We start from the raw sequence: 24,765 nt of genomic DNA, 5'->3' as shown, positions 1-24,765 counted from the left end.
GGTGCGGGCACGAACTGGGCGGCGGTGAGCAGGTAGTGCGTCCACGGCGCGGTGACCAGGAAGCTGAGCGGCGGGTCCGGGCAGCGGATCGACAGGAACCGGGTGTCCGGCGCACCGACGTCGAGCGCCGACCGGTCGAGGGTGACGTCGAAGACCAGGCCGAGTTTCCGGAGCACCGCGGGATGCTCGCGCAGCATCGCGACCGTGCCGTGGAAGTCGGCGGGGGTGTGCGGCGGGATCGGCGGCGACGGCGGCGGGGGAGGCAGCGGCGCCGGATCGAACCAGGTCTCCAGCTGCTGCCGCACCATGGCCGGCGTGTTCGGGTCCGGTACGGCCAGCGCCTTCGCCGACGTCTGGTACGTGCCGACGACTTCGCTCGCGTCGCGGTAGGTGTCGGCGACGTCCGGCGCGGGGTAGGTCTTCTGGCCGAACTCGTTGACCAGCCCGGCATCCCCGCCGAAGAACGCCTGCCAGAGATCGGACCGCGCGACGTTCCGGTACGTCACGGCGGCGTCGACGGTCTGGATGCCCTCCGACGTCTTCGTCCGGACTTCGAAGGCGGCGGATTCCAGCACTCCCGGCCAGTCCTGCATGCCGAAGTCGGCGAGCCGCCCGCCCTGCAGCCGCGGCACGACCAGCACCTGCACGACGGCCTGCGTGCCGTCGAGCCCGCCGGGGACCGGCACCCACAGCACCTCGCTCACGGCCTGCCCCCGACCACGCGCAGGACCCCGTCTTCGCAGGAGGTGACGAGGAGTTCGCCGTCGGCGGTGAACGCCAGGTCGCGGACCGGCGCGGGATGGGAAACGCGGTACTGCTCGAATCCCGTCTCGACCTCGAAGGCGGTCACCGTCCCGCTTTCCGTGGCCACGGCGATGGCCCTGTCCACGGGGTGGAACGCCACCGCGCTGAGGGGCGCGTCGCAGGTGAGGGTGCGCACCTCGGCGGGCGCCGCGCCGCCCAGTTCCGAGATGCGGACGGTCCGGTCCGCACCGCCCGAAGCGAGGAACCGGCCGTTCGCGCTGAACGCCACCGCGGTCACCGCCCGCGGATGGGTCACGGTGCCGGTGACCGCCGGACACCGGATCGACGAGCTGGACCCGCCCGTCGTCGTTGGCGGTGGCGAGCAGGCCGTCCTTCCCGAACGCCAGCGCCCGCACCCGCCCGTCGCCGTCCACCTGGTGCGTGGCCTTCCCGGTCCGGACATCGACGAGGACCGTCGCCCGGTTGCTCGCGGTCGCCAGAACCGAGCCGTCCGGGCTGAACAGCACGGCCGTGACGCCGCTCGGGTGCGGGCACCGCCAGCGTTCGGCCCCGGTGGCGAACTCGAGCGCCCGGGCCGTCCGGTCGGCACAGCCGGTGGCGACCAGGTCCCCGGCGGGGCTGATCGCCACCGCGTTGACCGCCTGGCCGTGGTCGGCCGCCCACACCCGGCCCGACAGCGCCTTGAAGAGCCGGGCGTTGCCGTCGAGGCAGCCACTGGCGGCGGACAGGCCGTCCGCGCCGATCGCGACCGAGGTGACCGGGCTGGGGTGAGCGCCTTCGACGAGCGGATCCCCGCCCACGTCCAGCCGGTACATCCGGACCTTCTGATCGGCGGTCGCCGTCACCACCACCGGGGCCGTCCGGGCGATGTCGAGCTGCGTGATCGTGCTGCCGTGGTCGATGCGGAGCCGCTCGCCGCCGACCTGGTACAGCCGGAGGTAACCCTGTCCGGCGTCGATGATCCCGCCGACGGCGATCCGGCTGCCGTCGGGGCTGTAGGCGAGGTCGCGGGCGAGGTCCGGGCCTTCGTCCGACCAGAGCACGGCGCCGGTCGCCGCGCTCAGCACGGCGATGCCCGGGCGCGGCGTCGGCCCCGGGATCTGGTTCACCGCAATGGTTCTCAGGTCCGGGCCGTAGCCGACCTTGGTGCACTCGCCGATGTCGGGAAGCGGGCCGAAGCGGACCTTGCCGGTGCCGGTTTCGAACACCGCGGGCCCCGGCTCGACGACCGTAGCGGCCCAGCGGCCGTCGCGGCTGACGGCGACCGAATCGAGCCCGGCGACGTCGTGGACCTGAGCGACCACGGTGGCCCCGGACGCGACGTCGATCATCCGGGCGGTGCCGTCGGTCATCCCGGCGACGACGGTCCGCGAGTCCGGGGTGAACGCGACGGAATCCACGAAGTCGGGCAACGCGCGGAGCTGGTCGCCGGTGACCGCGTCGAAGACGAAGGACTCGGCGGCGCGGACCACGGCGAGCAGCCGGGAATCCGGGCTGTAGGCCAGCTTGCTGAACTGCTGGACGTCATCGAACGGCCCCGAGCTGCGCCACATGGTCTCACCCGAGGCCGCGTCGAACACCCAGACCTGCAGGGCCGCGGCGAAGCCCGTGCTCGAGCCGATGGCCGCGACGAACCGGCCGTCCGGGCCGAACGCGACCCGCTCGGCGACGGCGAACTCCTGGTTGGTGCACCGCGGGCTGCCGTCTTCGACGGCGAGCACGCCCTTGGCGTCTTGACCGGAGACCGCCAGCCACACGCCGTCGCCGCTCACGGAACAGCTGTCCGTCGCCGGGTCGGCCTGGTTGAGCACCCATTCGACAGCTCCTGTCGAGGCATCGACGACGGCGACCTTCCCGCCGCTCGTCTCCTCGGCGAAGTTCGTCCCCGACACGACGAGCCGCTTGCCGTCCGGTGTCCAGCCCAGCGACCGCACCAGCATCGGCAAGGTCAAGTCGTGCTGCCGCGTGCCGGCCACACCCATGGTCACTCCTCGGTCAGTGCGCGAAAACCGCGCGGTAGTCGCGCCACCGCTGCAGGTCCAGTGCCGGGCCGTCGAGCTGCCGCAGGCCGCGCGGCCCGGGCACCGCGGCCGCGCCGCCCGCCAGCACCCACTCACCGCTGTCCAGCTCGACGCTTTCCGACCACAGCGTGAGGTCCACCTCGACGACCAGGGTCGCGCGGCCGACCAGGGCCTTGCGGTCGGAGCGGTAGGTCAGCCCGATGCGCATCTCGACCGACACCGAAACGAGGCCGAGCACCTCGACGCAGCCGCCGATGCGCAGGTAGCCCTCCAGGGACACCGAACCGTCCTGCTCGAGGGTGAAGCGGACACCGCCGAGCGCGTGCACTTCGCCGCTCGCGACGAGGAAGTCGATCGCGACCAGTGCCCCGAACTCGAGGGCGGCCTCGAGGCGCCGCAGGCCGTGCCGGTCGAGCACCACCTCGATGTAGCCGCCCCCGCCGAGCATCAGCACGCTGAGGTTGAACGGGTTGGCCCGGCTGCTGAACCCCAGCGTCACCTGCACCGGCCGGGCGTCGAACGGCACCTCGACCGCGGTGTGCACGGCGACGTTGCGCAAGGAGAAGGCGCCCGCCGACACCGAGGGCACCGGCAGGGAGTACCGCGCGGTGATGCCGGACGGCGTGACGTCCAGGAAGCGCGCGGCGCCGGCGAGGTCGACGGCGTTCTGCAGTTCTTCGAGCAGTTGCAGCAGCCCGAGGAACTCCGCGCGCAGGCCGTCGATCCGCAGGTCGGGAGGGCGGCCGGTGACCTGGGTGAACTCGATCCTGCCGAACGAGAGCTCCAGCAGCGCCTGCGGACCCGGCGGCAGGACGAGCGCGAAGTCGTTCACCGTGCACGTCGTGTGGGCCTGCGGGCCCGGGACGCCGGCCGGTCCCGGCTCGGTCGTGACGGTCAGGTTCATCCGTGTCCCGGCGGTCGGCGTGAAGGGGCCGAGCGCGGAGAGCTTGACGTCCTTCCACCGCATGGTGACCGCCGGCGGGCGGCCGGTCCGGATGATCGACGTGATCTGCGGCGGCACCCGCACCTGCGAGACGAGGTCGCGGATCGGGAAGCCGAGGATGGTCGCCTCCGGCGGGAACACCCGCCTGGGGTCGAGGAGGCCGGTGACCGGGTTCGGCAGCCCGGCCAGGTTGACCGGGCCGAACGAGCGCGAAAGGCCGTTCGCCGCGAAGGCGGGCGAAACCAGGCCGCCGGACTGCTGCGCGCAGCGGGTGAAGTCGACGTCGATCGGGGCGCCGGTCAGCTCGAACAGCACGTCCTCCGCGTCCCCGCGGGCCAGGTAGTTCTCCGCGAACCGGACCGGGGTGGCCGCGGCGAACCCGGTCAGCGAGCGCAGGGCCGGGACCCGGACTTCGAGGCCGGCGAGCGCGGGCCGGTAGCCGTCGCCGGTCAGCCGCCCGGCGATGTCCAGCGCGTGCACCTCGTGCACGTCGCCGTCCCGCGGGCGCGGCGACCGCACCAGGTCGAGGTTCGCGCCCGGCAGGCGCACTTCCTCGGCCCCGTAGGCCCCGGCGAGCGTGTCGGCGAGGGTCGGATCGGTGAGGGAGTCGTATTCGGGGGACAGGTCGGCGACGAAGATCTGCGGCAGGTCGCACCGCAGGTCCCCGGTCGGGCTGCCCACCCGCAGCGGGAACCGGATGAACTCGCCGGCCAGGTTCGTCGGGAAGAAGTGCGTCCGCAGGGGCGGGCGCCCGTCCGGCGGGGCGTGCTCCTGCCAGTCGGGCTCGGCGAGGCCGGCGTACACCCGGGTGAGGATTTCGACGTCGTCGAAGGGGAAGCGGCGCCGCACGGCGAGGTCCGCGGGCGGCCGGCGCGCCGGTTCGGTGACCGTCAGCACCGACCACCGCCGCAGGACGGCGGCGTTCCCCGCGTCCGGGTCGAACTGGCGCTCGCTGAAGACCTCGAAGACCGCGCGGTGCCCCAAGGGGTAGAGCCGGCCGGTGACGGCCGTCTCCACGCTCAGGTCGCGCCCGAGAACCGTGCGTTGCCGCCACCGGAAGTTCTCCCACACCCCGTCGGCGCTCAACGTCCCGCCCAGGGCACCGAGCTCGAGCCGGCTCGCCGCGGCCAACCGGGTCGCGCTGTTGAGCACGATCAGCGACCGTTCCTGTGCCGCCAAGGCCACTTCGAAGCCGAGATCGTCGTCTCGCCCGGCCAGATCGCCGTCGACGGGCTGCAGGCTCAGCCCGGCATCCAGCGGTGTCGCGGCGGAACCGGTGAGCCTCGCGCACCAGAGACCGGTCACCCCGGACACGGTGACCGGAGCCGCTGCTTGTACACAATGGACAGACGTGCCGGCGCTGTCGGCCGGAGCGAGGACCAGCCGCCAGGGCAGCTCGATCGCGGTGTCTTCTTCGCCCGGCGGTGCCGAAGGGGGCCGAACCGAGGCGGCGCCGATGGCGTCCAGGACGCCCGCGACGGTCGGCACGATCGTCGTGCCCCGCTCGACGGAGAACGCGACGCGGCTCCGCCCGGAGAGAACGGACCGCCACACCGGAACGGGCGGATCGAACGGCACGAACGGCGCCGGCGTGTCCGGGAAGGAGGCTTCTTCGGCGACGTGCTGGGGCGGGAACGTCACGATCAGGCGGGCATCGTCACCGGCGACGAGCAGGGGAGCCCCGCCGGGGCCCGCGCCCACCGCGAAGCCCGGGAGGCTCACCCCGGCGATGACGTGGTCGTCGGGTCGTACCAGGAGCAGCTCCGGCATGGACGGTCACCTCCCACAGCGTCCCCCGCCAGGCTCGCCGAGCTGATCCACCTCTGTCATCAGGGCTAGCCCTGATGAGGCCCCGGCCGGGTCAGAACACCAGCGTCCAACCCTCGTCGTGACTCTGCTCGGCCGTGTACGACACGCCGTGTACCTTCAGCCCCTGGGGGTCCAGCAGGGTGATCGCACCGCCGTTGTTGCCCAGCTGGACCCCGTCGGTGAGGGGCACCACGACGGTGGCCCCGGCGGCGAGCCGCGTCGCCGGCACCGCACACGTGTTCTTCGCCCGGTCCGCCAGCCGCCAGCCGGTGAGGTCGGCCTCCGACGGCGACGCGTTCAGCAAGGTGACCTGTTCCGCCTCGGGCGCGGGACCGACCGGGTTGACCAGCGCTCCCACGACGCGCACCGGGATCTTCTCCTGCGGGCCGGGGCCGCCGTCGATCGCGTGGCCGGTCGTGTCGTCGGTGTGCCACGACTGGCTCTGGAACGCGAGGAAGATCGCGACCCAGCGCGACTCGGCGCCGAAGTGGAGCAGCAGCCCGCCGTCCTGCCACACGCCGTCGTCGCGCCGGAACGCTCCGCTGTTGCCCTGGTTCATGTGCACGTCGTGAACCCCGTTGCCGGGCAGGAAACCGAAGACCTTGTCCGGGACGCCGTCCTCCGGACCCCATCGCTCGCCGAATACGTGGAGCCGGACGTCCGGGTCGCGCTTGGCCCGGAGGACGTAGTGGTCGAGCAGGTCGGCGAGATCGTTGTCGGGGCCCGTCACGTCCGGCGGCAGCACCCTGAGCGTCGCCGGATCGAACAGGTTCCCCCGGATGAAGTCGAGGCCGTTGCCACCCGGGCCGGGCGGCAACGGGGTCCACCCGGATCCCGCGGGCAACGCCGCCGTGATCGGGTGCCGGAAGTCTTCGACCACGCAATAACGGAGTTCGGACGGCGTTTCCTGGGATTCGACGTTCACCGCGACGCGGTAGTGAACGCCGTCGTCGTCGACGAGTTCGATCTGGTAGTGCGGCGTATCGGACTGTCCTTCGCGTTGGATGCCCGCCACCGCGCCGGAAAGCACGCCATAGGAATTCAGCGGCACTGTTCGTCCCCTCCCGCTCGGGCAGGACCGGCGCCGGCCGATCCGATGGGCCACACCGCCAGGCTGATCGCGCGGGAACCCCGTGTCATCAGGGCTAACCCTGATGACACGGGGGCACCGACGCGATCCGATAGGGTTCGGGCGTGAAGTATCCGGAACTGGAGGCGGCCATCCTGCAGCTCGTCATGGCCGCCGGCGAGGAGAGCGCCGAGGCGTTCGGCGCCGCGACGATCACCCGGCTGCTCCGGGACGAGGTCGTGGAAGACGCGGGGCAGGACGAACTCACCGAAGACGCGTGGGCCGCGCTGACCCGCGCCCGAGAGTCGATCTTGACCGTCGACGCCGGGGAACTGGGGACCTTGATCGCGCGAATCGACGCGGGGATCCTCGTGGACGACGACCTGGATCGCGGAGTCGTCGCAGCGATAACCGCGCTCATGCACTGGAACAGCTACCTCCGGGGCCGGCGGCGAGGCGAGCTCTACGAGCTGGCCATCCGCTCGATCGAGGACGTCGACTTCCGGGTGAACGCCGATCTCGACGACATGCTCGCCACGCCGGAGATGTCCGCGGAGTACGAACGGATCCAGCGGCTCCTCGCCTCCTAGCCCGAACTCGCTCCCTCGCGTGGTTCGGAGGCTCAGGCCGGGCAGCGGACACCGGCAGATCCCGAAGTCGCCCGCCGACGTGTTGCTGCGCCGTAGAGTGCCGGCATGCGTGTGCTGTTCCTGCCCGACTACGCCGGGGCTCGCTGATGCCCGCCGACAGCGAGTACAGCCGGTTCCTCGACGAACTGCTCCCCGAACTCGAGTTGTCGCTGAGCGAGCGCAAAAACGCAGAAGCGGTGCTGGAGCGGCTCCGCGCCCACTATGCGGGATTGCCCGCGCCCGGCGAGGAGCCGGGCCGGGTCGCCGTCATCGCCCTCGATCCCTGGCGCGACTGGTCCGCCGAGGTGAAGAGCGCCGTGCTGGTCGCGGACCTGGTGATCTGCGACGACCCGCTGCTGTACGCGCAGGACCACATCAAGCGGTTCGCCCACTTCTACCGGCGAACCTTCGGCAGAGGGACCGGCACCCGGCTGCTGGCCCACCTGGCGACACAGCTCGAGCGGATGTGGGAGGTGCTGCCGCTGGTGCGGGCCGGGCTCGTCGTGTTCCGGCCGCTGCGGATGGCGGCGGAGGAGACCGTGACCGCGGTGGAGCGCGCGGTCACCGACCACCTCGGCGAGCACCTGGAGATGATCGGCTACGACGTGCACAGCTATCCGCAGTGGGTCGAATACCGGCTGCCGTTGCTGGCCGAGCACGAGAAGATCGAGCTGGACCGTGAGCTGTGGACGGAATTCGGGATGGGTCCCGCCGAGATAGCCCGGTTCACCGTCGAGCCGCGGCTGACCCTGCTGTCCCTGACCACGTGGAACGGGCTGCTGCACGCGGAAGCGGTCGACGGGACGTTCTGGAGCACGTCCGACGCGTACTGGCGGCTGGCCCGTGACGCGATGAACGGCCTGCACCCCGGGACGAGGCTGCTGTCCTTCGTCGACACGTTCACCCGGCCGGTCCTGGAAGAGATGCCGACGCGGGACCTGCTCGCGATCCGGGGGAACGACGAGGCGTTCGACGCCTTCCGGCGGCACCTCGCGCTGACCGAAGACCTGATCGGCTCCGATCCGGACGAGGAGCGGTTCCCCGCCGACATCGCCCGGATCTTCGACGAGGTGTTCCGGCCGAACATCCGCGTCATCGAGAAAGCCATGCGGCGCAACACCCTGTTGCGTGACCTGCCCTTCGTCCTGGCCACGGCGGGCTTCGCCGTCGCCGGCGGGATGGCGAGTGCCGCACCCCCCGCGGCGACGATCTTCGGTGCCCTTTCGAGCCTGCTGGGCTTCGGCCCCGCGGTCCGGGACGGCCTGCGCCGGGAGGGCAAGGTGCACCAGGAGCCGGCGTTCGTGTTCTGGAAGCTCGGCGTGCCCGGAGTGTCCTGAGATGCCGGCAGACCCTAGTCCTTGTGCGCGGTGAGCAAGGACCACGAGTTCGCGCCACCGGCGGCGGTGACGACCTCACCGAGGCGGTAGCCCACGGACTCCAGCAGCGACCGGTACTCCTCGCGGGTGCGGATGCGGCCGTCGAGGGTGAGCAGCAGGCCCAGGTCGAAGAAGTGCACCGGGGACGAGGTGACCTCGTCGGGCCGCAGCACCTCGATGAGCAGCAGGGTGCTGCCGCCCGGCGCGGCGCGGTAGCAGCTGTCGAGGATGGCGCGGCAGTGCTCGTCGTTCCAGTCGCACAGGACCTGCTTGAGCAGGTACAGGTCCCCGCCGGGCGGCGCCTCCGCCAGGAAGTTCCCGGCCACCGGCTCGATCCGGCCGTCCTGGCCGCGTGCCGCCAGGTCGGCCTTCGCGCGTTCGATGACATCCGCGCGGTCGAACAGCACGCCCCGCGCCCGCGGCGCCGCGGCCAGGATCTTGCCGAGCAGGCGGCCCAGCCCGCCGCCCACGTCGACGATCCGGCCGTACCGGGTGAAGTCCACCGTGGCGATCAGTTTGTCCGCCACCACCGCGGTCAGCTCGTCCATGGTGCGGTCGAAGTAGTACCCCTCTTCGGGATGGGTGTCCAGGTACTCCCACATGTCCATGCCCAGCACAGCACGCTGCGACGGCTCACCGCTGAGGATCGTGTCGTGCAGGCGCTCCCACGGCCGCCACTGCAGCGGCGCCAGCCGCGAGATGGCGTAGTTGCGCAGCGAGCCTTCGCCCGACCGCAGCACGGCACCCAGCGGCGTCAGCGCGAACCGGTCCCCGTCGTGCGGGGTGAGCAGACCCGCGGCCACGCACGCGCCGAGGAACCGCCGCAGCGCTCCCTCGTGCGCACCGGTCGCGGCCGCCAGCTCGCGGACCGGTCGCGGCCCGTCCGCGAGTTCGTCCGCCACGCCGAGGCGCGCCGCCTCCGCGACCACCTGTGACACCACGTGACTTTCGATCAGGTACCGGAGCTTGGCCGCTTCCCGGGCGTCGGGCACCACCGCTGTCATGGGACTCCCTTCCTGCCGCTCGCCCCGGCCGGGGCGCACCGCGATGCTGCGGCGGTCCGCTGGAGGACAGCTGGTCCGGCGGTGGAGCCGACGGTTTCGACGTGGGTTTGAGCGGTCGTGGATCGCCCATGGCGAAGGTGTGCGCCATGACGGCAGAGACATCGGCGGGCGCGGGCGAGGTCGACGCGTTCACCATCATCCAGCTCGGCACGGGGTACACCAGGGCGAAACTGGTGCAGAGCGCGGTCGAGATCGGCCTGTTCGGCCTGCTGGCGAAGGCGCCGGCGACGGAGGCGGAGATCCGCACGGCGCTGGGGATCCACCCGCGGATCGCGCGGGACTTCCTGGACGCGGTGGTGGCGATCGGGCTGCTGCTCCGCGACGGCGAGCGCTACCGCAACAGCGCCGGTGCGCAGCGGTTCCTCGTGCCGGGCGAGCCGGAGTACGTCGGCGGGTTCCTCGAACTGGCCACGGTGCTCTACGACGCCTGGAGCGGGCTCACCGCGACCTTGCGCCGCGGCGGGCCGCCGCCGGAGTACCGGCCGGAGGACCTCTACGGCGACGAGCCGAAGAACCCCGAGTTCTTCGCCAAGTACGTCGAGGGCATGGACTCGGCGAACAAGAACGTCGCCCCGGAGCTGGTGAGCCGGATCGACTGGTCACGCGCCGGCAGCTTCGTCGACGTCGGCGGCTGCCGGGGGAACGTCGCCGCCGCGCTGGTGCGGGCACACCCGCACCTGAGCGGCACGGTGTTCGACGTGACCCCGACCGAACCTTACTTCCACGAGCACATGGCGCGGCTGGGTACCGCCGGGCGGGTCAGCTTCCACGTCGGCGACTTCTTCCGTGACCCGCTGCCGCCGGCCGACGTGCTGATCTTCGGCCACGTCCTGCACGACTGGGCCCCGGAGGACCGGCGGATGCTGCTCGGCAAGGCGTTCGACGCGCTGCCGCCGGGCGGCTCGGTGGTCGTCTACGACCGCATGATCGACGACGAGCGCACGAACCTGCCGAACCTGCTGCTGAGCCTCAACATGATCATCGGCACGCCCGGCGGCTCGGAGTACACCGTCGGCGAGTGCCACCGCTGGCTCGGCGAGGCCGGATTCCGCGTGGCGTCCACGGAAACGCTGCCCACCCGGGACGTGCTCGTCGTCGCCGGCAAGCCCGCACGGTGAGGACAGCGTCGACATGCGGGTACTGATCTGCACGTGGGGCCACGCGTCCCACCTGTTCCCCATGGTTCCGCTGGCCTGGGCGCTGACCACGGCCGGGCACGAGGTGCGGGTCGCGGCCCAGCCCTCGCTGAGCCCGGCCGTCGAGCGGGCGGGGCTGTGCGGCGTCGAGGTCGGTGGCGAGTTCGACCTGCACGACTTCTACCGGCGCCGCGTGGCGAACCTCGTCAGCGGCAGGCCGGAAGGCCGCGGCGCGACCCTCGACCACGACCCGGCGATGGTCGGCGCCTTCGCCGAGGCGGCCAAGTCGATGGTCGACGACCTGTTGCCGCTGGCTCGGGGCTGGCGGCCGGATCTCGTGGTGTACGACTCCACGACGTTCGCGGCCCCCGTGCTGGCCGCTCTGTGCGACCTTCCCGCGGTGCGCTTCGTCGCCCAGCCCGACTACTTCTTCCACAAGTCCACTTCGGACAGCTCGGGGACGGGCGGTGGCCCGCTCTCGCGGCTGTTCGCCGCCTACGGACTGGAAAACCGGAAGATCCTGGACGGGCCGGCTTTCGACACCTGCCCGCCCAGTCTCCAGATCGACACCACCTACCCGCGGATCGGCACGAGGTTCGTGCCCTACAACGGATCCGGGATCGCGCCGGCGTGGGTGCACGTGCCGCCGCCGCGGCCGCGGATCTGCGTCACGTGGGGGACCACGGTCGCGAGCGCGGGCCAGCGGCTCTTCCCGGTGGAGGCCGTCACCGAGGCCGCCGCCGAACTCGACGCGGAGGTCGTGCTGGCGGTTTCCCCGCAGGACAAGGACATGGTCGAACACCTGCGGGACCGGGTCCGGGTGTGCTTCTCGCTGCCCATCGGGCTGCTCATGCCGGGCACCGACGTCCTGGTCGGCGGGGGCGGGGGCGGGGCGATGATGACCGCGGTGAGCCACGGCGTGCCGCAGCTGCACGTCCCGCAGATCGCGGACATGCCGTTCAACGCGGCGCAGCTCGCGGGCACCGGTGCCGGTCTGGTGCTGGAACGCGACGACGTCACGGCCGAGAGCGTCCGGGACCGGCTGGCCGAGCTGCTGCGCCGGGACTCGCCGCACCGCAGGGCCGCCGCCGCGTTGCGTGCCGAGTCCGAGGCTCAGCCGAGCCTCGCCGAAGCCGTCCATTCCCTCGTGGAGTACGCCGTACGAAAGGGTGACCGATGACCGAGAACGCCGCCGCGCGGAGGTCCGTGATGTACGGCGAAAAGGACCTCAGCTCGCGCTCGATCTTCGCCGGCGGGTTCATCAACTACGGGTACTGGGAGGGCATCCCGCTCGACCGCGAGCTGTCGGTCGACGACCGGATCGCCAGCCAGCGGGCGCTGTACCGCAACGCCCTGCGCCCCCTCGAGCTCCGCCCGGAGCACCGGCTGCTGGAGGTGGGCTGCGGCCGTGGCCGGGGCAGCGCGCTGGCGCTGGAGGAGTTCGGGCCCGCCGAGGTGCACGGGGTGGACCTGCTGCCCGTGCAGGTCGAACGCGCCGGGCAGGACAACGCGGCGGTCGCGGCCCGCTTTCCGGGGCGGCTGCGGTACTCGCAGGGTTCGGCGAGCGAGCTGCCGCTGCCCGCGGGCAGCGTCGACCGGATCGTGTCCGTGGAGGCGATCCAGCACTTCCCCGACCTCGACGGGTTCGCCGCCGAAGCCGCGCGGGTCGCGCGGCGCCCTGCCCGCCTGGCCGTCACGTCCTACTTCGCGCCGGACCGGGACGTCGAGGCCGGCCGGCTCGCGGAGCTTCTGGGCAGCTTCGCCGACGGAATGGACTACGCGCACCCCGTGGCGGCGCTGACGGACGCGCTGGCGGCGCACGGGTTCACCGGCATCGAGGTCACCGACATCGGCAGGCACGTGTGGCCGGGCTTCGACACCTGGCTGGGCCAGACGGAGTTCCGGCGGGAGTGGGCGCGCAACTGGCTCGTGGCCTGGGAACGCGGCCTGCTCGGCTACTACCTGATCACCGCGGCACTGACAGAGGAAGAAGGAGCGACCGCATGACCACCGTTTCCGATACTCCGGACGTGGTGAAGATTCTCCAGCTCAGCGCCTCGCACGGGACCAGCAAGGTCATGCAGAGCGCGGCCGAACTGGGGGTCTTCGCGCTGCTGTCCGGCGGCGCGCTCACCGAACCCGAGCTGCGCGAGCGGCTGGGCATCCACGCCCGGCCGTCGCGGGAGTTCCTCGACATCCTGGTCGCGCTCGGGATGCTGGAACGCCACGGCGGCCGGTACCGCAACAGCGCCGCGGCGGAGAACCACCTGGTGCCGGGCCGCGCCGGCTACGTCGGGGCCTTCCTGCAGGTGGCTCCCCGGCTGTACGACGAGTGGTCGGACCTGACGGCCCTGCTGCGCAAGGGCACCAAGGGGCAGGACCCCGAGGAGCTGTTCGGCGACCAGCCCAAGGACCCGGCCATCCTGCGTCACTTCATGGAGTGCATGGACGCGATCAACAGCACGATCGCCCCGCACATCGCGCAGGGGCTCGACTGGAGCCGGTACCAGTCCTTCGTGGACGTCGGCGGTGCGCGTGGCAACGTGGCGGCGGCGGTGATCGACGCCCACCCGCACCTGCGCGGCACGGTGTTCGACGTCCGCTCCACGGAGCCGCTGTTCTCCGAGCATGTCACCAGGCTGGGCAAAGCGGAGCAGATCGGCTTCGTCGGCGGGAGCTTCTTCACCGACCCACTGCCGCGCGGGGACGTGCTGATCTTCGGGCACGTGCTGCACGACTGGTCACCGGAGCAGCGGCAGGACCTGCTCGCCAAGGCGTACGAGGCGGTCTCGCCCGGCGGGGCGGTGGCCGTGTACGACCGGATGATCGACGACGAGCGCACCGACCTGACCAACCTGCTCGTCAGCCTCAACATGATCATCATGACCCCGGCCGGTTCCGAGTACACCATCGGCGAGTGCCGGCACTGGGCGGAGTCGGCGGGTTTCGTGTTCGACTCGGCGCGGCCCCTGCCGAGCTTCGACGTCCTCGTGGTGGCGAGCAAACCGGCCTGAGCGCGCCCGAGGCGGGCGGAGCGGGGAAATCCGCTCCGCCCGCCGTCCGTTGTGGACTATCCGGGTACGACGCCCTCGATCAGGTGCAGCGACGGGAAGGTGCCCGGCACGGAGCGCACGCCGGTGAAGGTGTAGCCCGCCCGCTCGAACAGCTCACGGAACTGCCCCAGCGTGTGCATCTGCCCGCCCACGTTGAGCAGCAGGAAAAGGTCCTTGGCCGTGGTCACCTTCATCTCCGCCGGGTCCACGTCGACGAGGCTGTCGATCACGAGCACCCGCGCGCCGGGCTTCGCCGCCGCCGCGATGTTGCGCAGGGTGGCGATCGAGTTCGCGTCCGGCCAGTCCAGGATGTTCTTGAGGATGTAGAGGTCCGCCTCGACATCGACCGCGCGGGTGCAGTCGCCGCCCGCGAGCCGCACGCGGCCCGCCAACTCCCCGCCCTCGCGCAGGCTCGGGTCCGCACTGGGCAGCACTTCCTTCAGGTCGAACAGCACTCCGTCAGCCGCAGGCCACCGCCGCAGCAGTGTGCTGAGCAGGTGCCCCTGGCCGCCGGCGACGTCGGCGACGACGCCCACGCCGTCGAGGTCGATCGCGGCGGCCACCTTGTCCGAGGTCAGCCCGCTGACCTGGGTCATGGCCCGGTTGAACACCTCCTGCGCGTCCGGCGCGTCCTCCCGCAGGTAGGTGTAGAAGTCCTTGCCGAAGATGTCGGGGATGACGCTCTTGCCGGTGCGCATCGCGTCGTCGAGGTGCTGCCACGCCTGCCACGTCCACGCCGCGCCGATCCAGAGCACGAGGTGGACCAGCCCGAGCTCGGCGTCCTTGCGCAGCAAGCGGGAGACGTCGGTGTGGGCGTACCGGCCGGGTGACACCTCGGCGAAGACCTCGTGCGTCGTCAGCGCCCGCATCAGCCTGCCGAGCGGGTACGGGTCGGCGTTGACGGCCGCCGCCAGCTCGTCGAGGGTCCGTGGTTCGGCGTCGATCGCGTCCGGGAGGCCGAGCTTGGCCGCGGTCTGGACCATCGCGGCGATCCCGGCGCCGAACGCCAGTTCCTCCAGCCGCCGGACCGCGGCGGTGTTCGATCCGTTCACGTTGGGCTACCACCTTCCGAGGGTGAACCTGCTGAGCTACCGGGGAAGCACGCTGTCCGATCGCGCTGGGAGTGGTGTGGAGGCTGGCTCGAACCGACCTTCCAGGACGGGTTGAGCGGATTTCGAGCGCCTCCGGCGAACGTCGGTCCCATGAAGCCTCGCAGAGCAGTGATCACCGGGATCGGTGTCGTCGCCCCGGGCGGAATCGGGGTGAAAGCGTTCTGGGACCTGCTGACCAGCGGCCGGACCGCCACCCGGCCGATCTCGCTGTTCGACGCGAGCGGGTTCCGGTCCCGGATCGCCGCGGAGGCCGACTTCGACCCGGCGGCCAACGGGCTGGACCCGCAGGAGATGCGGCGGATGGACCGGGTCGCGCAGTTCGCCGTCGTCAGCACCAGGGAGGCGTTGCGCGACAGCGGGCTCGAACCGGACCGGATCGTGCCGGAGCGGACCGGCGTGCGCATCGGCACCGCGGTGGGTTCGACCACCCGGCTGGAGCAGGAGTACGTGGTGGTCAGCAACGGCGGGCAGCAGTGGCGGGTCGACCACGCCTACGCCGTGCCGCAGCTGTACGACTACCTGGTGCCCGCGTCCCTCGCGCGGGAGGTGGCGTGGGAGTGCGGCGCGGAGGGACCGGTGGCCACGGTTTCCACCGGCTGCACCTCCGGGCTCGACGCGGTCGGGCACGCCGCGCGGCTGATCGAGGAGGGAAGCGCGGACGTCATGGTCGCGGGCGCGTCGGACGCGCCGATCGCGCCGATCACCGTCGCCTGCTTCGACGCCATCAAGGCGACCTCCGCGCGCAACGACGACCCCGCCCGCGCCTCGCGGCCGTTCCACCCCGGACGCGACGGGTTCGTACTGGGGGAGGGGGCCGCGGTGTTCGTGCTGGAGGATTACGAGCGGGCACGGGCGCGAGGGGCCCACGTCCACTGCGAGGTCGCGGCCTTCGCCCACCGGGGCAACGCCTTCCACATGACGGGCCTCAAGCCGGACGGCCGGGAGATGGCCGAGGCGATCCGGGTCGCGCTCGACCGCGCCCGCCTCGATCCGTCCGATGTGGACTACGTCAACGCGCACGGGTCGGGTACCCGGCAGAACGACCGCCACGAGACCGCCGCGTTCAAGCGGAGCCTCGGACAGCGGGCCTACGAGGTTCCGGTGAGCTCGATCAAGTCGATGGTGGGCCACTCGCTCGGCGCGATCGGGTCGCTGGAGATCGCCGCCTGCGCGCTGGCGATCGAGACCGGGATCGTGCCGCCGACCGCCAACCTCGACGCGGCCGACCCGGAGTGCGACCTGGACTACGTGCCCTTGCGGGCCAGGGAGCGCCAAGTGGACGTGGTGCTCAGCGTCGGCAGCGGGTTCGGTGGTTTCCAGACCGCGGTCCTGCTCAAGAAGGTGTGAAGGGAAGCGGACGAGGATGACGGCACCGGTGATCACCGGCCTTGGTGTGCTGAGCCCCAACGGGATCGGGCACGAGGAGTACTGGGCGGCCACGCTCGCGGGCAGCACGGGCATCGCGCCGCTGACCCGCCCGGGGCGGGACTACCCGGTGCGGTTCGGCGGTGAGGTCGCCGCGGACGATCTGCTCGGAAAGGTGCCGGGGCGGCTGCGGGTGCAGACCGACCGGTGGACCCACCTCGCGTTCGCCGCGGCCGAGCTGGCGCTGGCCGACGCCGGCGTCGACCCCGCCGCACTGCCCGAGTACGAGATGGCGGTGTCGACCGCGGCTTCTTCCGGCGGCAACGAGTTCGGTCAGCGCGAGGACCAGAACCTGTGGGCCAAGGGGCCGATGTTCGTGGGCAGTTACCAGTCGATCGCGTGGTTCTACGCGGCGTGCACAGGCCAGCTGTCGATCCGGCACGGCATGCGCGGACCCTGTTCGGTGGTCGTCACGGAGCAGGCCGGGGGCCTGGACACGGTGGCGCACGCCCGCCGCGCGATCGACGACGGTGCACGGCTGGCGGTATTGGGCGGCACGGAGGCGTCGCTGTCCCCGTACGCGCTGGTGTGCCAGCTGCCCGGCGGACGGGTGAACACGACCCGCGAGGCTGCGCTGGCCTACCTGCCTTTCGACCGCCGCGCGGCCGGGCACGTCCCCGGCGAGGGCGGCGCGATCCTGATCGCCGAGAAGGCGGAGAACGCGCGGGGACGGGGCTACGGCCAGCTCGCGGGATATGCGGCCACCTTCGACCCCAAGCCGGGCTCGGGGCGTCCGCCGGGCCTGCTGCGCTGCATCCAGGCCGCGATCGCCGACGCGGGCGTGACATCGGCGGAGGTGGACGTGGTGTTCGCCGACGCCGCGGCGGTGCCGGAGCTGGACGCCGAGGAGGCCGCCGCGCTGGTGGCCGCCTTCGGTCCCCACGGCGTGCCGGTGACCGCACCCAAGACCATGGTCGGCCGGCTGTACGCGGGCGGCTCCGCGCTCGACCTGGCCACGGCACTGCTGGCCATCCGGCACTCGGCGATCCCGCCGACCGTCGGCGTGGACCGGCCGGACCCCGCCCACCGCCTCGACCTCGTGCGCGACCGGCCGCGGCACCAGCCGGTGCGGACCGCGCTCGTGCTGGCCAGGGGCGCGGGCGGGTTCAACTCAGCGGTGGTGCTGACGGCACCGCGCCCGTGACGGAAGACGGAGGTAGCGATGCGGAACCTGACACTGGACGAACTGCGGCGGCTCGTGGTCGACGCGGCCGGAGAGCCGGAGGAGGGGGAGTTCGGCGACGACACCGGGACGGCCACCTTCGGCGACCTCGGCTACGAGTCGCTGGCACTGATGGCGGTGGCCGCCCGGATCCGGCAGGAGTACGGGGTCACCCTCGACGACGAGGCGTTGCCGGTCATGACGCCGGGGGAGCTGGTGGAGCGCGTCAACCGGCAGAACGGCGTGACGTTGTGACCTGGCGGCCGGCCGCCACGGACGTCGGCGGCGAGTGGGAGAACGACGCGGTGCCGATGCGGGAATACCTGCGGGCGATCGGGGCCGGGCCGGACCCGGGGCCGCCGAGCGCGGCCCTGCTGACCCGGCTGCACCGGCTGCACCTGGAGGCCTTCGCGTTCGAGGGCATCGACCCCTTCCTCGGCATCGTGCCGAGCCTGGCCCCCGCCGCCATCGGCGCCAAGATCGCGGACGAGGGCCGGTGCGGGTACTGCTTCGAGCAGAACACGCTGTTCGCGGCCGTGCTGGAGAACCTCGGCTTCCGCGTGCACCGGCTCGGCGGCCGCATGCGGCTGGGCAGCGCACGCGCGCGCGGCAAGCACATGGCGCTCGCCGTCGAGGCCGACGGCGAGCGCTGGCTCGCCGACGTCGGTTTCGGCGCCGACGGGCTCATCGAACCCCTGCTGTGGCGGGACGGCGCCGAAGCCGTGCAGGACGGCTGGCGGTTCCGGTTCGACCGGGCCGCCGCCGACGACTGGGTGCTGGCCGCCCACCTGCCCGGCGTCGGCTGGTTCGATCTCTACAGCGCGAGCGAACACCGCCAGCACCGGATCGACTTCGAGATCACCAACTACTTCATCGGCAACCACCCGCGGTCGCCGTTCACCGGGCACCTCGTCGCGCAGTACCGCCACCGCGGCAGCAAGGTGCTGCTGCGGGACCGGATGCTCACCGAGATCACCCCCGACGGGACCCGCGAGGAGACCGAGGTCGGCGCCGACGAGCTCGGGGGGCTGCTCGCGGACCGGTTCCGAGTGCGGCCGGGCGAGGCGAAGCTTGCCGCGCTGACCACGCGCCTGACCGGTGGTGCCGCCGCCCCGGGGCCGGTGGTGGACCAGGGCTGGGCGCGGCCGATGGAGGCGCGTGACCCGGCCGAAGCCCGGCAGCCGAGGGGCGCCGGGAAGGATCGATGAGGGAGACATTCTCGTGTGGGTACTGGGAATCAACGGTCCGCCCTTCGGATCGCACGACGCGGCGGCCTGCCTGGTGGATTCGGCGGGACGGGTCGTGGCCTTCTCCGAGGAGGAGCGGTTCAGCCGCGACCGGCACGCCGTGCGGCAGCCGCCGCGGCTCGCCGTGGACTTCTGCCTGCGGCGGGCCGGGATCACGTTGTCCGATGTGGACGTGATCGCGACCGGCTGGGACATGTCCCGGCTGGTGCCCGCGATGTTCGCGACCGAGCGGGACCTGCTGGAGTTCGCGCTCGGCCGGCAGCTGCCCGGCCGGCTGCCGGAGATCGTGCACGTGCCGCACCACGCGGCCCACGCGGCGTCGGCGTTTCACTCCTCGCTGTACGACCAGGCCGCGGTGCTCGTGGTGGACGGCAACGGCGAGGACGAGTCGGCGACGATCTGGGAGTTCCGCGAAGGGGCGCAGCCACGGCTGGTGCGGTCCTTTCCCCGGCACCAGTCGCTCGGGTGGGCCTACGACGCCGCCTCCCGCTGGCTGGGACTTTCCTTCCTGGACGCCGGGAAGACGATGGGACTGGCGGCGTTCGGCCGCGCGGCGGGCATGCGGACGACCCCGTTGATCGAGTTCGGCGGGGACGACTACCGGCTGCTGCTGGAGAAGGCGGCGCCGCGGGTGCGGGACTACCGCAGTCACGACATCGTCGAGCAGTACCACGACGTGCTCGACGGCTGGCGGGCGATCTACGACCAGGTCGCCGGCACCGGCCGCCCGCGCCGGGAGGTGTTCCGGCTGCACGAGGACGAGGAAGCGGTCCTCGTCGCCTACACCGCCCAGACCATGGTCGAGGAGGGGGTCGGCTGGCTGGCCCGGCAGGCGCGGGAGACGACCGGCCTGGAGGCGTTGTGCCTCGCCGGTGGCGTCGCGCTCAACTGCTCGGCGAACGCGCTGGTGCCGCAGCCGGTGTACGTCCCGCCGGTGCCCCACGACGCCGGGGTGGCGCTGGGTGCGGCGTGGTGGGTGCGACCGCCTCGGGAGCGGGCTCGCCTGCTCAGTCCGTACCTCGGCGCGGACCTCGCCGAGGCGGCGCCCGCGTCGGCCGAGGACTGGGCCGGCCTGCGCCGGACGGCGTTTTCGGCGGACCGGGTGGCGGAGTTGCTGCTGGCCGGCCAGGTGGGCGCGGTCGCCGAGGGCCGCGCGGAGATCGGGCCGCGCGCGCTGGGCCACCGCTCCATCCTCGCGCTGCCGCGTCCCGCCGAGGTGCACCTGCGGGTGAACCGGATCAAGAACCGCGAACCGTGGCGGCCGTTCGGGCCCGTCGCCGGAATCGAGTGCGCGGGGCGGCTGTGGACCGACCTGTGCGAGCTCAACCGGTACATGCTCGGTGCCGCCGCGGTGACGGCGGCGGGCCGGGAGACCGTGCCCGCCGCGGTCCACGTCGACGGCACCACGCGTCCCCAGCTGCTGCGCGGCGGGGAGGCACCGGTGGTGGAGGCGGTGCTGGACGAACTGGAGAAGGTCGGCGCCCCCCGGGTGCTCATCAACACCTCGTTCAACGGCCGGGGTGAGCCGATCGTGAACGGGCCGGCGGAGGCGCTCAGGGCCTTTCGCGGGATGGACCTGGATTTCCTCGTGCTCGGCGATGAGCTGATTTCGCGCTGCTGAACGACACCTCACCCGCTCGCGGCGGCAGCTTCCGGCCGTCGCGAGCGGGCCAGGTCCAGTCGAAGCCCGGGGGCAGGGGGGCGAAGGGGGCGCCCGCGGCGGCCAGTGCCGGCAGCACCCAGCGCAGCGCGCGCCGGATCCGCCCGTGCCTGCGGTCACGGCGCACCCGGCTCACCCGACCACTTCGTGGATCTCGTACGGCAGCGCCCTGGTCCGGTCCAGGTACGGCCGCAACGGCGACGTCTGTCCTTTGTGCTCGGTGCCGCGCTCCCAGCGGTCGAAGGACTCGCGGTCCGACCACTCGCTGATGACGAGGAAGCTTTCCGGGTCGGTGCGGGAGCGGTGCAGCTCGGCGGAAACCATCCCGGGCACGCCCGCCAGCGACCGGGCGATTTCGGCGTGGCCTCCGGCGATGTCCGCCTCCGCCGCGGCCCGGTACCAGACGAGGACGCGCAGGTGCCCCTTCACCGCGGCCCCGGTTCCGGCGTGAGGCGGTGCACCAGGTGCATGACCGCCATCGCGCTGTCCGCGCGCAGGTCCCGCAGCGCGGCGATGGCGCGCCGGTGCTCCGGGCTGCGTTCGTGCTCGCGGAAGGCGTGCTCGCTGACCCATTCGCTGCTGATCACGTAGGTCAGCTCGTCCTCGATGTCCAGGAACACCGCTTGCCCGACGTTGCCGGGGTGGTCCGCCACGGTGGCGGCGACCCGCCTGATCGCTTCCTCGAACCGCTGCGCGCAGCCGGGTTTCACCCGCATCGTCAGCAGCACACCGAAGCTCGCCTGCTCCGTCATCTCAGATCCCACCGTCCACAGTGATCACCTCTCCGTTGATGAAGCCGGCGCCGGGGCCGGCCAGGAACAGGACCAGTCCCGCGACGTCCGCCGGAACGGCGAGGCGGCCCAGGGGAATCTCCCGGACCAGCCGTTCGCGGATGGCGTCCGGCATGATCGCGGTGATGTCGGTCTCGACCGCACCGGGCGCGACGACGTTGACGCGCACGCCGCGGTCGCCCACCTCCCGGCAGAGGCTGCGGGCGAACCCGGTGAGCGCCGCCTTCGCGGCGAGGTAGTGCGGCACCGCGGGCATTCCGCTGGTGGCGCTGCGCGAACCGATCAGCACGACCGAGGCGCTGTTCCGCAGCAGCGGCAGCAGCGCGCGCACCACCCGGAACACCCCGGAGAGGTCGGTGTCCAGCACCGCCCGCCACCGCTGTGGCGTCAGCTGCTCGATGGGACTGAACTCGGTGATGCCCGCGTTGCACACCACCACGTCCAGCCCGCCGAACCGCTCACGGATCACCCCGGCGAGCTCGGTGATCTCGGCCTCCGACGTGACATCGGCGCGCACGGCCAGGTGCCGGTCCCCGCTCCGGACAGGGTGCTCGGGCACGGTCAGGCCGCAGGAGACCGTGCGGGCGCCGGCGTCGGCCAGGGCGGCGGTGATCGCCCGCCCGATGCCGCGGAAGCCCCCGGAGACGAACGCGGTCCGGCCGGTGAGGTCAGGCGTCATGTGACCAGGCTGCGCCGCGTGGTTCGACGAGCACTCGAAACTGACTGGGGGAGCGGGAAGACAGCGAGATTCGAGCACCACTGGGCCGCCGGGGGAGACGATGCGGGCCGACACGAGGAGGCGCCATGACCACACGACTGTCCACTGTCGCCGGTTTGCGGCCGGACGGGCGGCGCGGGCTCGCCGACCGGCTCACCGCGTCGGCGATCTGCCCCGACGAGCAGGCCGCGGTGCCGATGGCGAGGTTCTGGTCCTGGTGGCGGGAACGCCGGCAGGCGCACGAACGGCTCGTGCGGCGGGTTCCGCTGGGCGAGCTCGACGGCTGGCAGTTCGACGAGACCGGGCTGGGCCACCGCAGCGGCCGGTTCTTCCGCATCGCGGGCATCCAGGTGCGCACCGACGCCGACCCCGTCGGCGAGTGGGACCAGCCGATCATCGACCAGCCCGAGATCGGCATCCTCGGTTTCCTGGTGAAGGAGATCGGGGGCGTGGTGCACTGCCTGGTGCAGGCCAAGGTGGAGCCGGGAAATCCCGGCGGGCTGCAGCTGTCGCCGACCGTGCAGGCCACCCGCAGCAACTACCTGCGGGTGCACGGCGGCGCCCGCACCCGCTACCTGGAGTACTTCGCCGACCCCGCCCGTGCGCGGCCGCTGGTCGACGTGCTGCAGTCGGAGCAGAACTCCCGGTTCCTGGCCAAGCGCAACCGGAACGTCGTCGTGGAGACCGACGAGGACGTGGTGGTGCACGACGACTTCTGCTGGCTGACCTTCGCGCAGCTGCGGCGGCTGCTGCGGTACGACAACCTGGTGAACATGGACGCGCGCACCGTGCTGTCCTGCGTGCCGTTCACGGGGCCGGGACCGGCCGGCGGCGAGGACGAGTTCGGTGCGGCGCTGCGGCTTTCCGCACTGTCGCGGCGGGCTCACCACACCGGCGGCGAACTGCTGAGCTGGCTCACCGCGGCGAAGGCCACCCGCGAGCTGACCGTGCGGCGGATCCCGCTGCCCGCCGTGCGCCGCTGGCGGACCTCCCGGTTCTCGATCTCCCACGACGAGGGCAGGTACTTCCGGGTGGTGGGGGTGGACGCGCGGATCGGCAGCCGCGAGGTGACGCACTGGATGCAGCCGATGGTGGAGCCCTGCGGGCTCGGGGTGGCGGCCTGGCTCGTCCGGCGCATCGCCGGAATCCCGCACGTGCTGGTGGGGGCCAGGACCGAGGCAGGCACCCGCGACGTCGTGGAGCTCGCGCCGACGGTGCAGTACGTCATCGACACCTACCGCCAGCAGCCGGCCAGCGCGCTGCCGCCCTTCGCCGACTACCTGCGGTCCGTCCCGCCGGAGCGCGTCCGCTACGACGTGCGCCACTCCGAGGAGGGCGGCCGGTTCCTGGGCGCGGTCAACCGCTACCTGCTGGTGGAGGTGGAGGAGGACTTCCCGCTGGCGGTGCCGCCGCAGTTCGCCTGGGTCACGCTGAACCAGCTGATGCGGCTGGTGGGGCACAGCTACTACCTCAACGTCGAGGCCCGCACGTTGCTGGCCTGCGCGAACTCGCTGTGGTGAAAGCGGTGCCCCGCCGCAGGGGGACGGCGGGGCACCGCGGGTTCACGCCCGGACGTGCTCGGGCCGGAACCCCTGCGCGACGAACCGGCTGAACGCGACCCGGGAGGGTTTGAAGCGGCTCATCAGGCGCAGCGGCAGCGGCACCGCCGCCTGGCTCCCGGTGAGGGCGGGGCGGATCAGCCGCGCCTGGATCGCCCGCTGGAACAGCTGGGTGGCGACCGTCGGCGGGGTGCGCCGCCGCTGGACCTGTCCGAGCAGCGAATCGTCCAGCGAGCTCCCGGAGTACTGCGACCGGCGCAGCGCGGTCCCGAGGATGTTCACCGCGGCGACGGCGTCCTGCACCGCGAGGTTGATGCCGACCCCGCCCACCGGCGACATGGCGTGCGCGGCGTCCCCGATCACCAGCAGGCCGGGGCGGTGCCAGCGGGTGAGCCGGTTGAGCTGGACCTCCAGCACGCTGGTGTCGCGGAACGAGCCGATCGAGCGCATCCGCTCGGCGAAGGCGGGCAGCAGGCCGTCGATCCGGCGGTGCAGCTCGCCGATCCCGGCCGCCTCCAGCACGCGGTAGCCCTTCTTCGGAATCAGGTAACCCAGCTGCCAGTAGCTGCCGCGGTTGATGCCGATGATCAGGTGCCCGGTGCCGAGGCGCAGGAACGGCTGGTCGCCGTCGTCCTCCTCGCGGGGCAGGCGGAAGGACACCACGTCCATCGGGGCGCCGAGGTCCCTGGCCCGCAGCCCGGCGGCCCGGCGGACCGTGGAGTGCCTGCCGTCCGCCGCGACCGTGAGCCGCGCCCGCAGCTCGTGGTCCCCGTCCGGGGTGCGATAGCGCACGCCGGTCACGTGGCCGTCCTCCTGGAGCAGCCCGGTGCACTCCGCCCGCGTGACGAGGCGGAAGTGGGGATACTGGCGCGCCTCGTCCGCGAGCAGGGTCAGGAAGTCCCACTGCGGCACGTAAGCGATGTAGGGGAACGGCAGGCCCGCCTCACGCAGGTCGGTGATGCGCGTCTCGCCGGCCTCGGTCAGCATCCGGAACATCGGCGCCTTCTTCACGGGCAGCTGGTGGAAGCGCCCCGCCAGCCCCAGCTCGTCGAGCAGTTCGAGGGTGGACGGGTGCACCGTGTCCCCCCGGAAGTCCCGGATGAAGTCGGCGTGCTTCTCCAGCACCGTGACCTCGACCCCGCGCCGGGCCAGCAGCAGCGCTGCCATCATCCCCGCCGGGCCGCCGCCCACCACACAACATGTGACCGTTTCCGAACTCACGTGTT

At 72.3% G+C, this 24,765-nt stretch carries 21 protein-coding genes and 1 pseudogene; 12 read left to right on the top strand and 10 right to left on the bottom strand.

What is annotated here, in order from left to right:
• Nucleotides 1-700 precede the first annotated feature (700 nt).
• The 4 genes and pseudogenes from CF165_RS53790 to CF165_RS09875 form a co-directional block, all read right to left on the bottom strand.
• Nucleotides 701-1,033, bottom strand: a complete 333-nt coding sequence (locus CF165_RS53790; protein ID WP_369126860.1) for a WD40 repeat domain-containing protein — start codon at nucleotides 1,031-1,033, stop codon at nucleotides 701-703.
• Between the two features lie 4 nt (nucleotides 1,034-1,037).
• Nucleotides 1,038-1,580: pseudogene (locus CF165_RS53785) on the bottom strand (WD40 repeat domain-containing protein); the annotation flags it as partial.
• Between the two features lie 1,180 nt (nucleotides 1,581-2,760).
• Nucleotides 2,761-5,499 (bottom strand): hypothetical protein, encoded by a 2,739-nt coding sequence (locus CF165_RS09880; protein WP_093947122.1) that lies wholly within the window; start codon nucleotides 5,497-5,499, stop codon nucleotides 2,761-2,763.
• 91 nt (nucleotides 5,500-5,590) lie between these two features.
• Nucleotides 5,591-6,589, bottom strand: a complete 999-nt coding sequence (locus CF165_RS09875; protein WP_093947121.1) for a DUF2278 family protein — start codon at nucleotides 6,587-6,589, stop codon at nucleotides 5,591-5,593.
• A 143-nt stretch (nucleotides 6,590-6,732) separates the two neighbouring features.
• On the opposite strand from CF165_RS09875, the gene CF165_RS09870 reads away from it, so the two are divergent.
• Both CF165_RS09870 and CF165_RS09865 read left to right on the top strand, forming a co-directional pair.
• The gene (locus CF165_RS09870) at nucleotides 6,733-7,197 is read left to right on the top strand and encodes a hypothetical protein (protein ID WP_093947120.1); all 465 of its coding nucleotides are present in this window, start codon (nucleotides 6,733-6,735) and stop codon (nucleotides 7,195-7,197) included.
• A gap of 146 nt (nucleotides 7,198-7,343) precedes the next feature.
• Nucleotides 7,344-8,573, top strand: a complete 1,230-nt coding sequence (locus CF165_RS09865; protein WP_093947119.1) for a hypothetical protein — start codon at nucleotides 7,344-7,346, stop codon at nucleotides 8,571-8,573.
• A 14-nt stretch (nucleotides 8,574-8,587) separates the two neighbouring features.
• On the opposite strand, the gene CF165_RS09860 is transcribed toward CF165_RS09865, so the two are convergent.
• Nucleotides 8,588-9,616, bottom strand: coding sequence for a methyltransferase (locus tag CF165_RS09860; RefSeq protein ID WP_158226758.1), 1,029 nt, complete (start codon nucleotides 9,614-9,616; stop codon nucleotides 8,588-8,590).
• 146 nt (nucleotides 9,617-9,762) lie between these two features.
• On the opposite strand from CF165_RS09860, the gene CF165_RS09855 reads away from it, so the two are divergent.
• From CF165_RS09855 to CF165_RS09840, 4 genes are read left to right on the top strand one after another with little or no spacing between them, the layout of a single operon-like run.
• Nucleotides 9,763-10,794 carry a methyltransferase gene (locus CF165_RS09855; RefSeq protein WP_093947117.1) on the top strand — a complete coding sequence of 344 codons (1,032 nt, stop codon included), beginning with the start codon at nucleotides 9,763-9,765 and terminating at the stop codon, nucleotides 10,792-10,794.
• 13 nt (nucleotides 10,795-10,807) lie between these two features.
• Nucleotides 10,808-11,992, top strand: coding sequence for a nucleotide disphospho-sugar-binding domain-containing protein (locus CF165_RS09850; protein WP_093947116.1), 1,185 nt, complete (start codon nucleotides 10,808-10,810; stop codon nucleotides 11,990-11,992).
• Nucleotides 11,989-12,819, top strand: coding sequence for an SAM-dependent methyltransferase (locus CF165_RS09845; protein ID WP_093947115.1), 831 nt, complete (start codon nucleotides 11,989-11,991; stop codon nucleotides 12,817-12,819). The genes CF165_RS09850 and CF165_RS09845 overlap by 4 nt, the downstream gene beginning before the upstream one ends.
• A complete protein-coding gene (locus tag CF165_RS09840; protein ID WP_093947114.1) occupies nucleotides 12,816-13,826 on the top strand; it encodes a methyltransferase in 1,011 nt (336 codons plus the stop codon). Before CF165_RS09845 ends, CF165_RS09840 begins: the two co-directional genes overlap by 4 nt.
• A gap of 56 nt (nucleotides 13,827-13,882) precedes the next feature.
• On the opposite strand, the gene CF165_RS09835 is transcribed toward CF165_RS09840, so the two are convergent.
• Nucleotides 13,883-14,917 (bottom strand): methyltransferase, encoded by a 1,035-nt coding sequence (locus CF165_RS09835; RefSeq protein ID WP_205660805.1) that lies wholly within the window; start codon nucleotides 14,915-14,917, stop codon nucleotides 13,883-13,885.
• Nucleotides 14,918-15,067: 150 nt separating this feature from the next.
• Between CF165_RS09835 and CF165_RS09830 the strand changes: the two genes are divergently transcribed.
• Genes CF165_RS09830 through CF165_RS09810 form a run of 5 tightly spaced genes read left to right on the top strand, consistent with a single transcriptional unit; the run spans nucleotide 15,068 to nucleotide 20,432 of the window.
• Complete coding sequence (locus CF165_RS09830; protein WP_093947113.1) at nucleotides 15,068-16,324, top strand: beta-ketoacyl-[acyl-carrier-protein] synthase family protein; 1,257 nt, start codon at nucleotides 15,068-15,070, stop codon at nucleotides 16,322-16,324.
• Between the two features lie 16 nt (nucleotides 16,325-16,340).
• Complete coding sequence (locus CF165_RS09825) at nucleotides 16,341-17,546, top strand: beta-ketoacyl synthase N-terminal-like domain-containing protein (RefSeq protein ID WP_093947112.1); 1,206 nt, start codon at nucleotides 16,341-16,343, stop codon at nucleotides 17,544-17,546.
• Between the two features lie 18 nt (nucleotides 17,547-17,564).
• Entirely contained in the window at nucleotides 17,565-17,819 is a 255-nt protein-coding gene (locus tag CF165_RS09820; protein ID WP_093947111.1) for an acyl carrier protein, read from the top strand.
• Nucleotides 17,816-18,772, top strand: coding sequence for an arylamine N-acetyltransferase family protein (locus CF165_RS09815; protein WP_093947110.1), 957 nt, complete (start codon nucleotides 17,816-17,818; stop codon nucleotides 18,770-18,772). The genes CF165_RS09820 and CF165_RS09815 overlap by 4 nt, the downstream gene beginning before the upstream one ends.
• 13 nt (nucleotides 18,773-18,785) lie before the next feature.
• On the top strand, nucleotides 18,786-20,432 hold the full coding sequence (locus CF165_RS09810) for a carbamoyltransferase C-terminal domain-containing protein (RefSeq protein ID WP_093947109.1): 1,647 nt from the start codon (nucleotides 18,786-18,788) through the stop codon (nucleotides 20,430-20,432).
• Nucleotides 20,433-20,603: 171 nt separating this feature from the next.
• Here CF165_RS09810 and CF165_RS09805 read toward each other — a convergent pair whose 3' ends face one another.
• Genes CF165_RS09805 through CF165_RS09795 form a run of 3 tightly spaced genes read right to left on the bottom strand, consistent with a single transcriptional unit; the run spans nucleotide 20,604 to nucleotide 21,941 of the window.
• Nucleotides 20,604-20,900 carry an antibiotic biosynthesis monooxygenase family protein gene (locus CF165_RS09805; protein WP_158226757.1) on the bottom strand — a complete coding sequence of 99 codons (297 nt, stop codon included), beginning with the start codon at nucleotides 20,898-20,900 and terminating at the stop codon, nucleotides 20,604-20,606.
• Nucleotides 20,897-21,223 carry an antibiotic biosynthesis monooxygenase family protein gene (locus CF165_RS09800; RefSeq protein ID WP_093947107.1) on the bottom strand — a complete coding sequence of 109 codons (327 nt, stop codon included), beginning with the start codon at nucleotides 21,221-21,223 and terminating at the stop codon, nucleotides 20,897-20,899. The genes CF165_RS09805 and CF165_RS09800 overlap by 4 nt, the downstream gene beginning before the upstream one ends.
• Nucleotide 21,224: 1 nt before the next feature.
• A complete protein-coding gene (locus CF165_RS09795; protein ID WP_093947106.1) occupies nucleotides 21,225-21,941 on the bottom strand; it encodes an SDR family NAD(P)-dependent oxidoreductase in 717 nt (238 codons plus the stop codon).
• A 125-nt stretch (nucleotides 21,942-22,066) separates the two neighbouring features.
• Here CF165_RS09795 and CF165_RS09790 point away from each other — a divergent pair, with 125 nt between their 5' ends.
• Nucleotides 22,067-23,500 (top strand): NDP-hexose 2,3-dehydratase family protein, encoded by a 1,434-nt coding sequence (locus CF165_RS09790; protein ID WP_093947105.1) that lies wholly within the window; start codon nucleotides 22,067-22,069, stop codon nucleotides 23,498-23,500.
• A gap of 42 nt (nucleotides 23,501-23,542) precedes the next feature.
• Here the strand turns inward: CF165_RS09790 and CF165_RS09785 are convergent, their stop codons facing one another.
• Nucleotides 23,543-24,760: an FAD-dependent oxidoreductase gene (locus CF165_RS09785; protein WP_276209723.1), complete on the bottom strand. Its 1,218-nt coding sequence runs from the start codon at nucleotides 24,758-24,760 to the stop codon at nucleotides 23,543-23,545.
• Between the last annotated feature and the right edge of the window lie 5 nt (nucleotides 24,761-24,765).

Origin of the sequence: Amycolatopsis vastitatis, assembly GCF_002234595.1 — a bacterium.
In the GTDB taxonomy this organism is placed as follows: Bacteria; Actinomycetota; Actinomycetes; order Mycobacteriales; family Pseudonocardiaceae; genus Amycolatopsis; species Amycolatopsis vastitatis.
The sequence above is the reverse complement of the archived record's forward strand: the minus strand, read 5'-3'. Positions and strand labels throughout refer to the sequence as shown.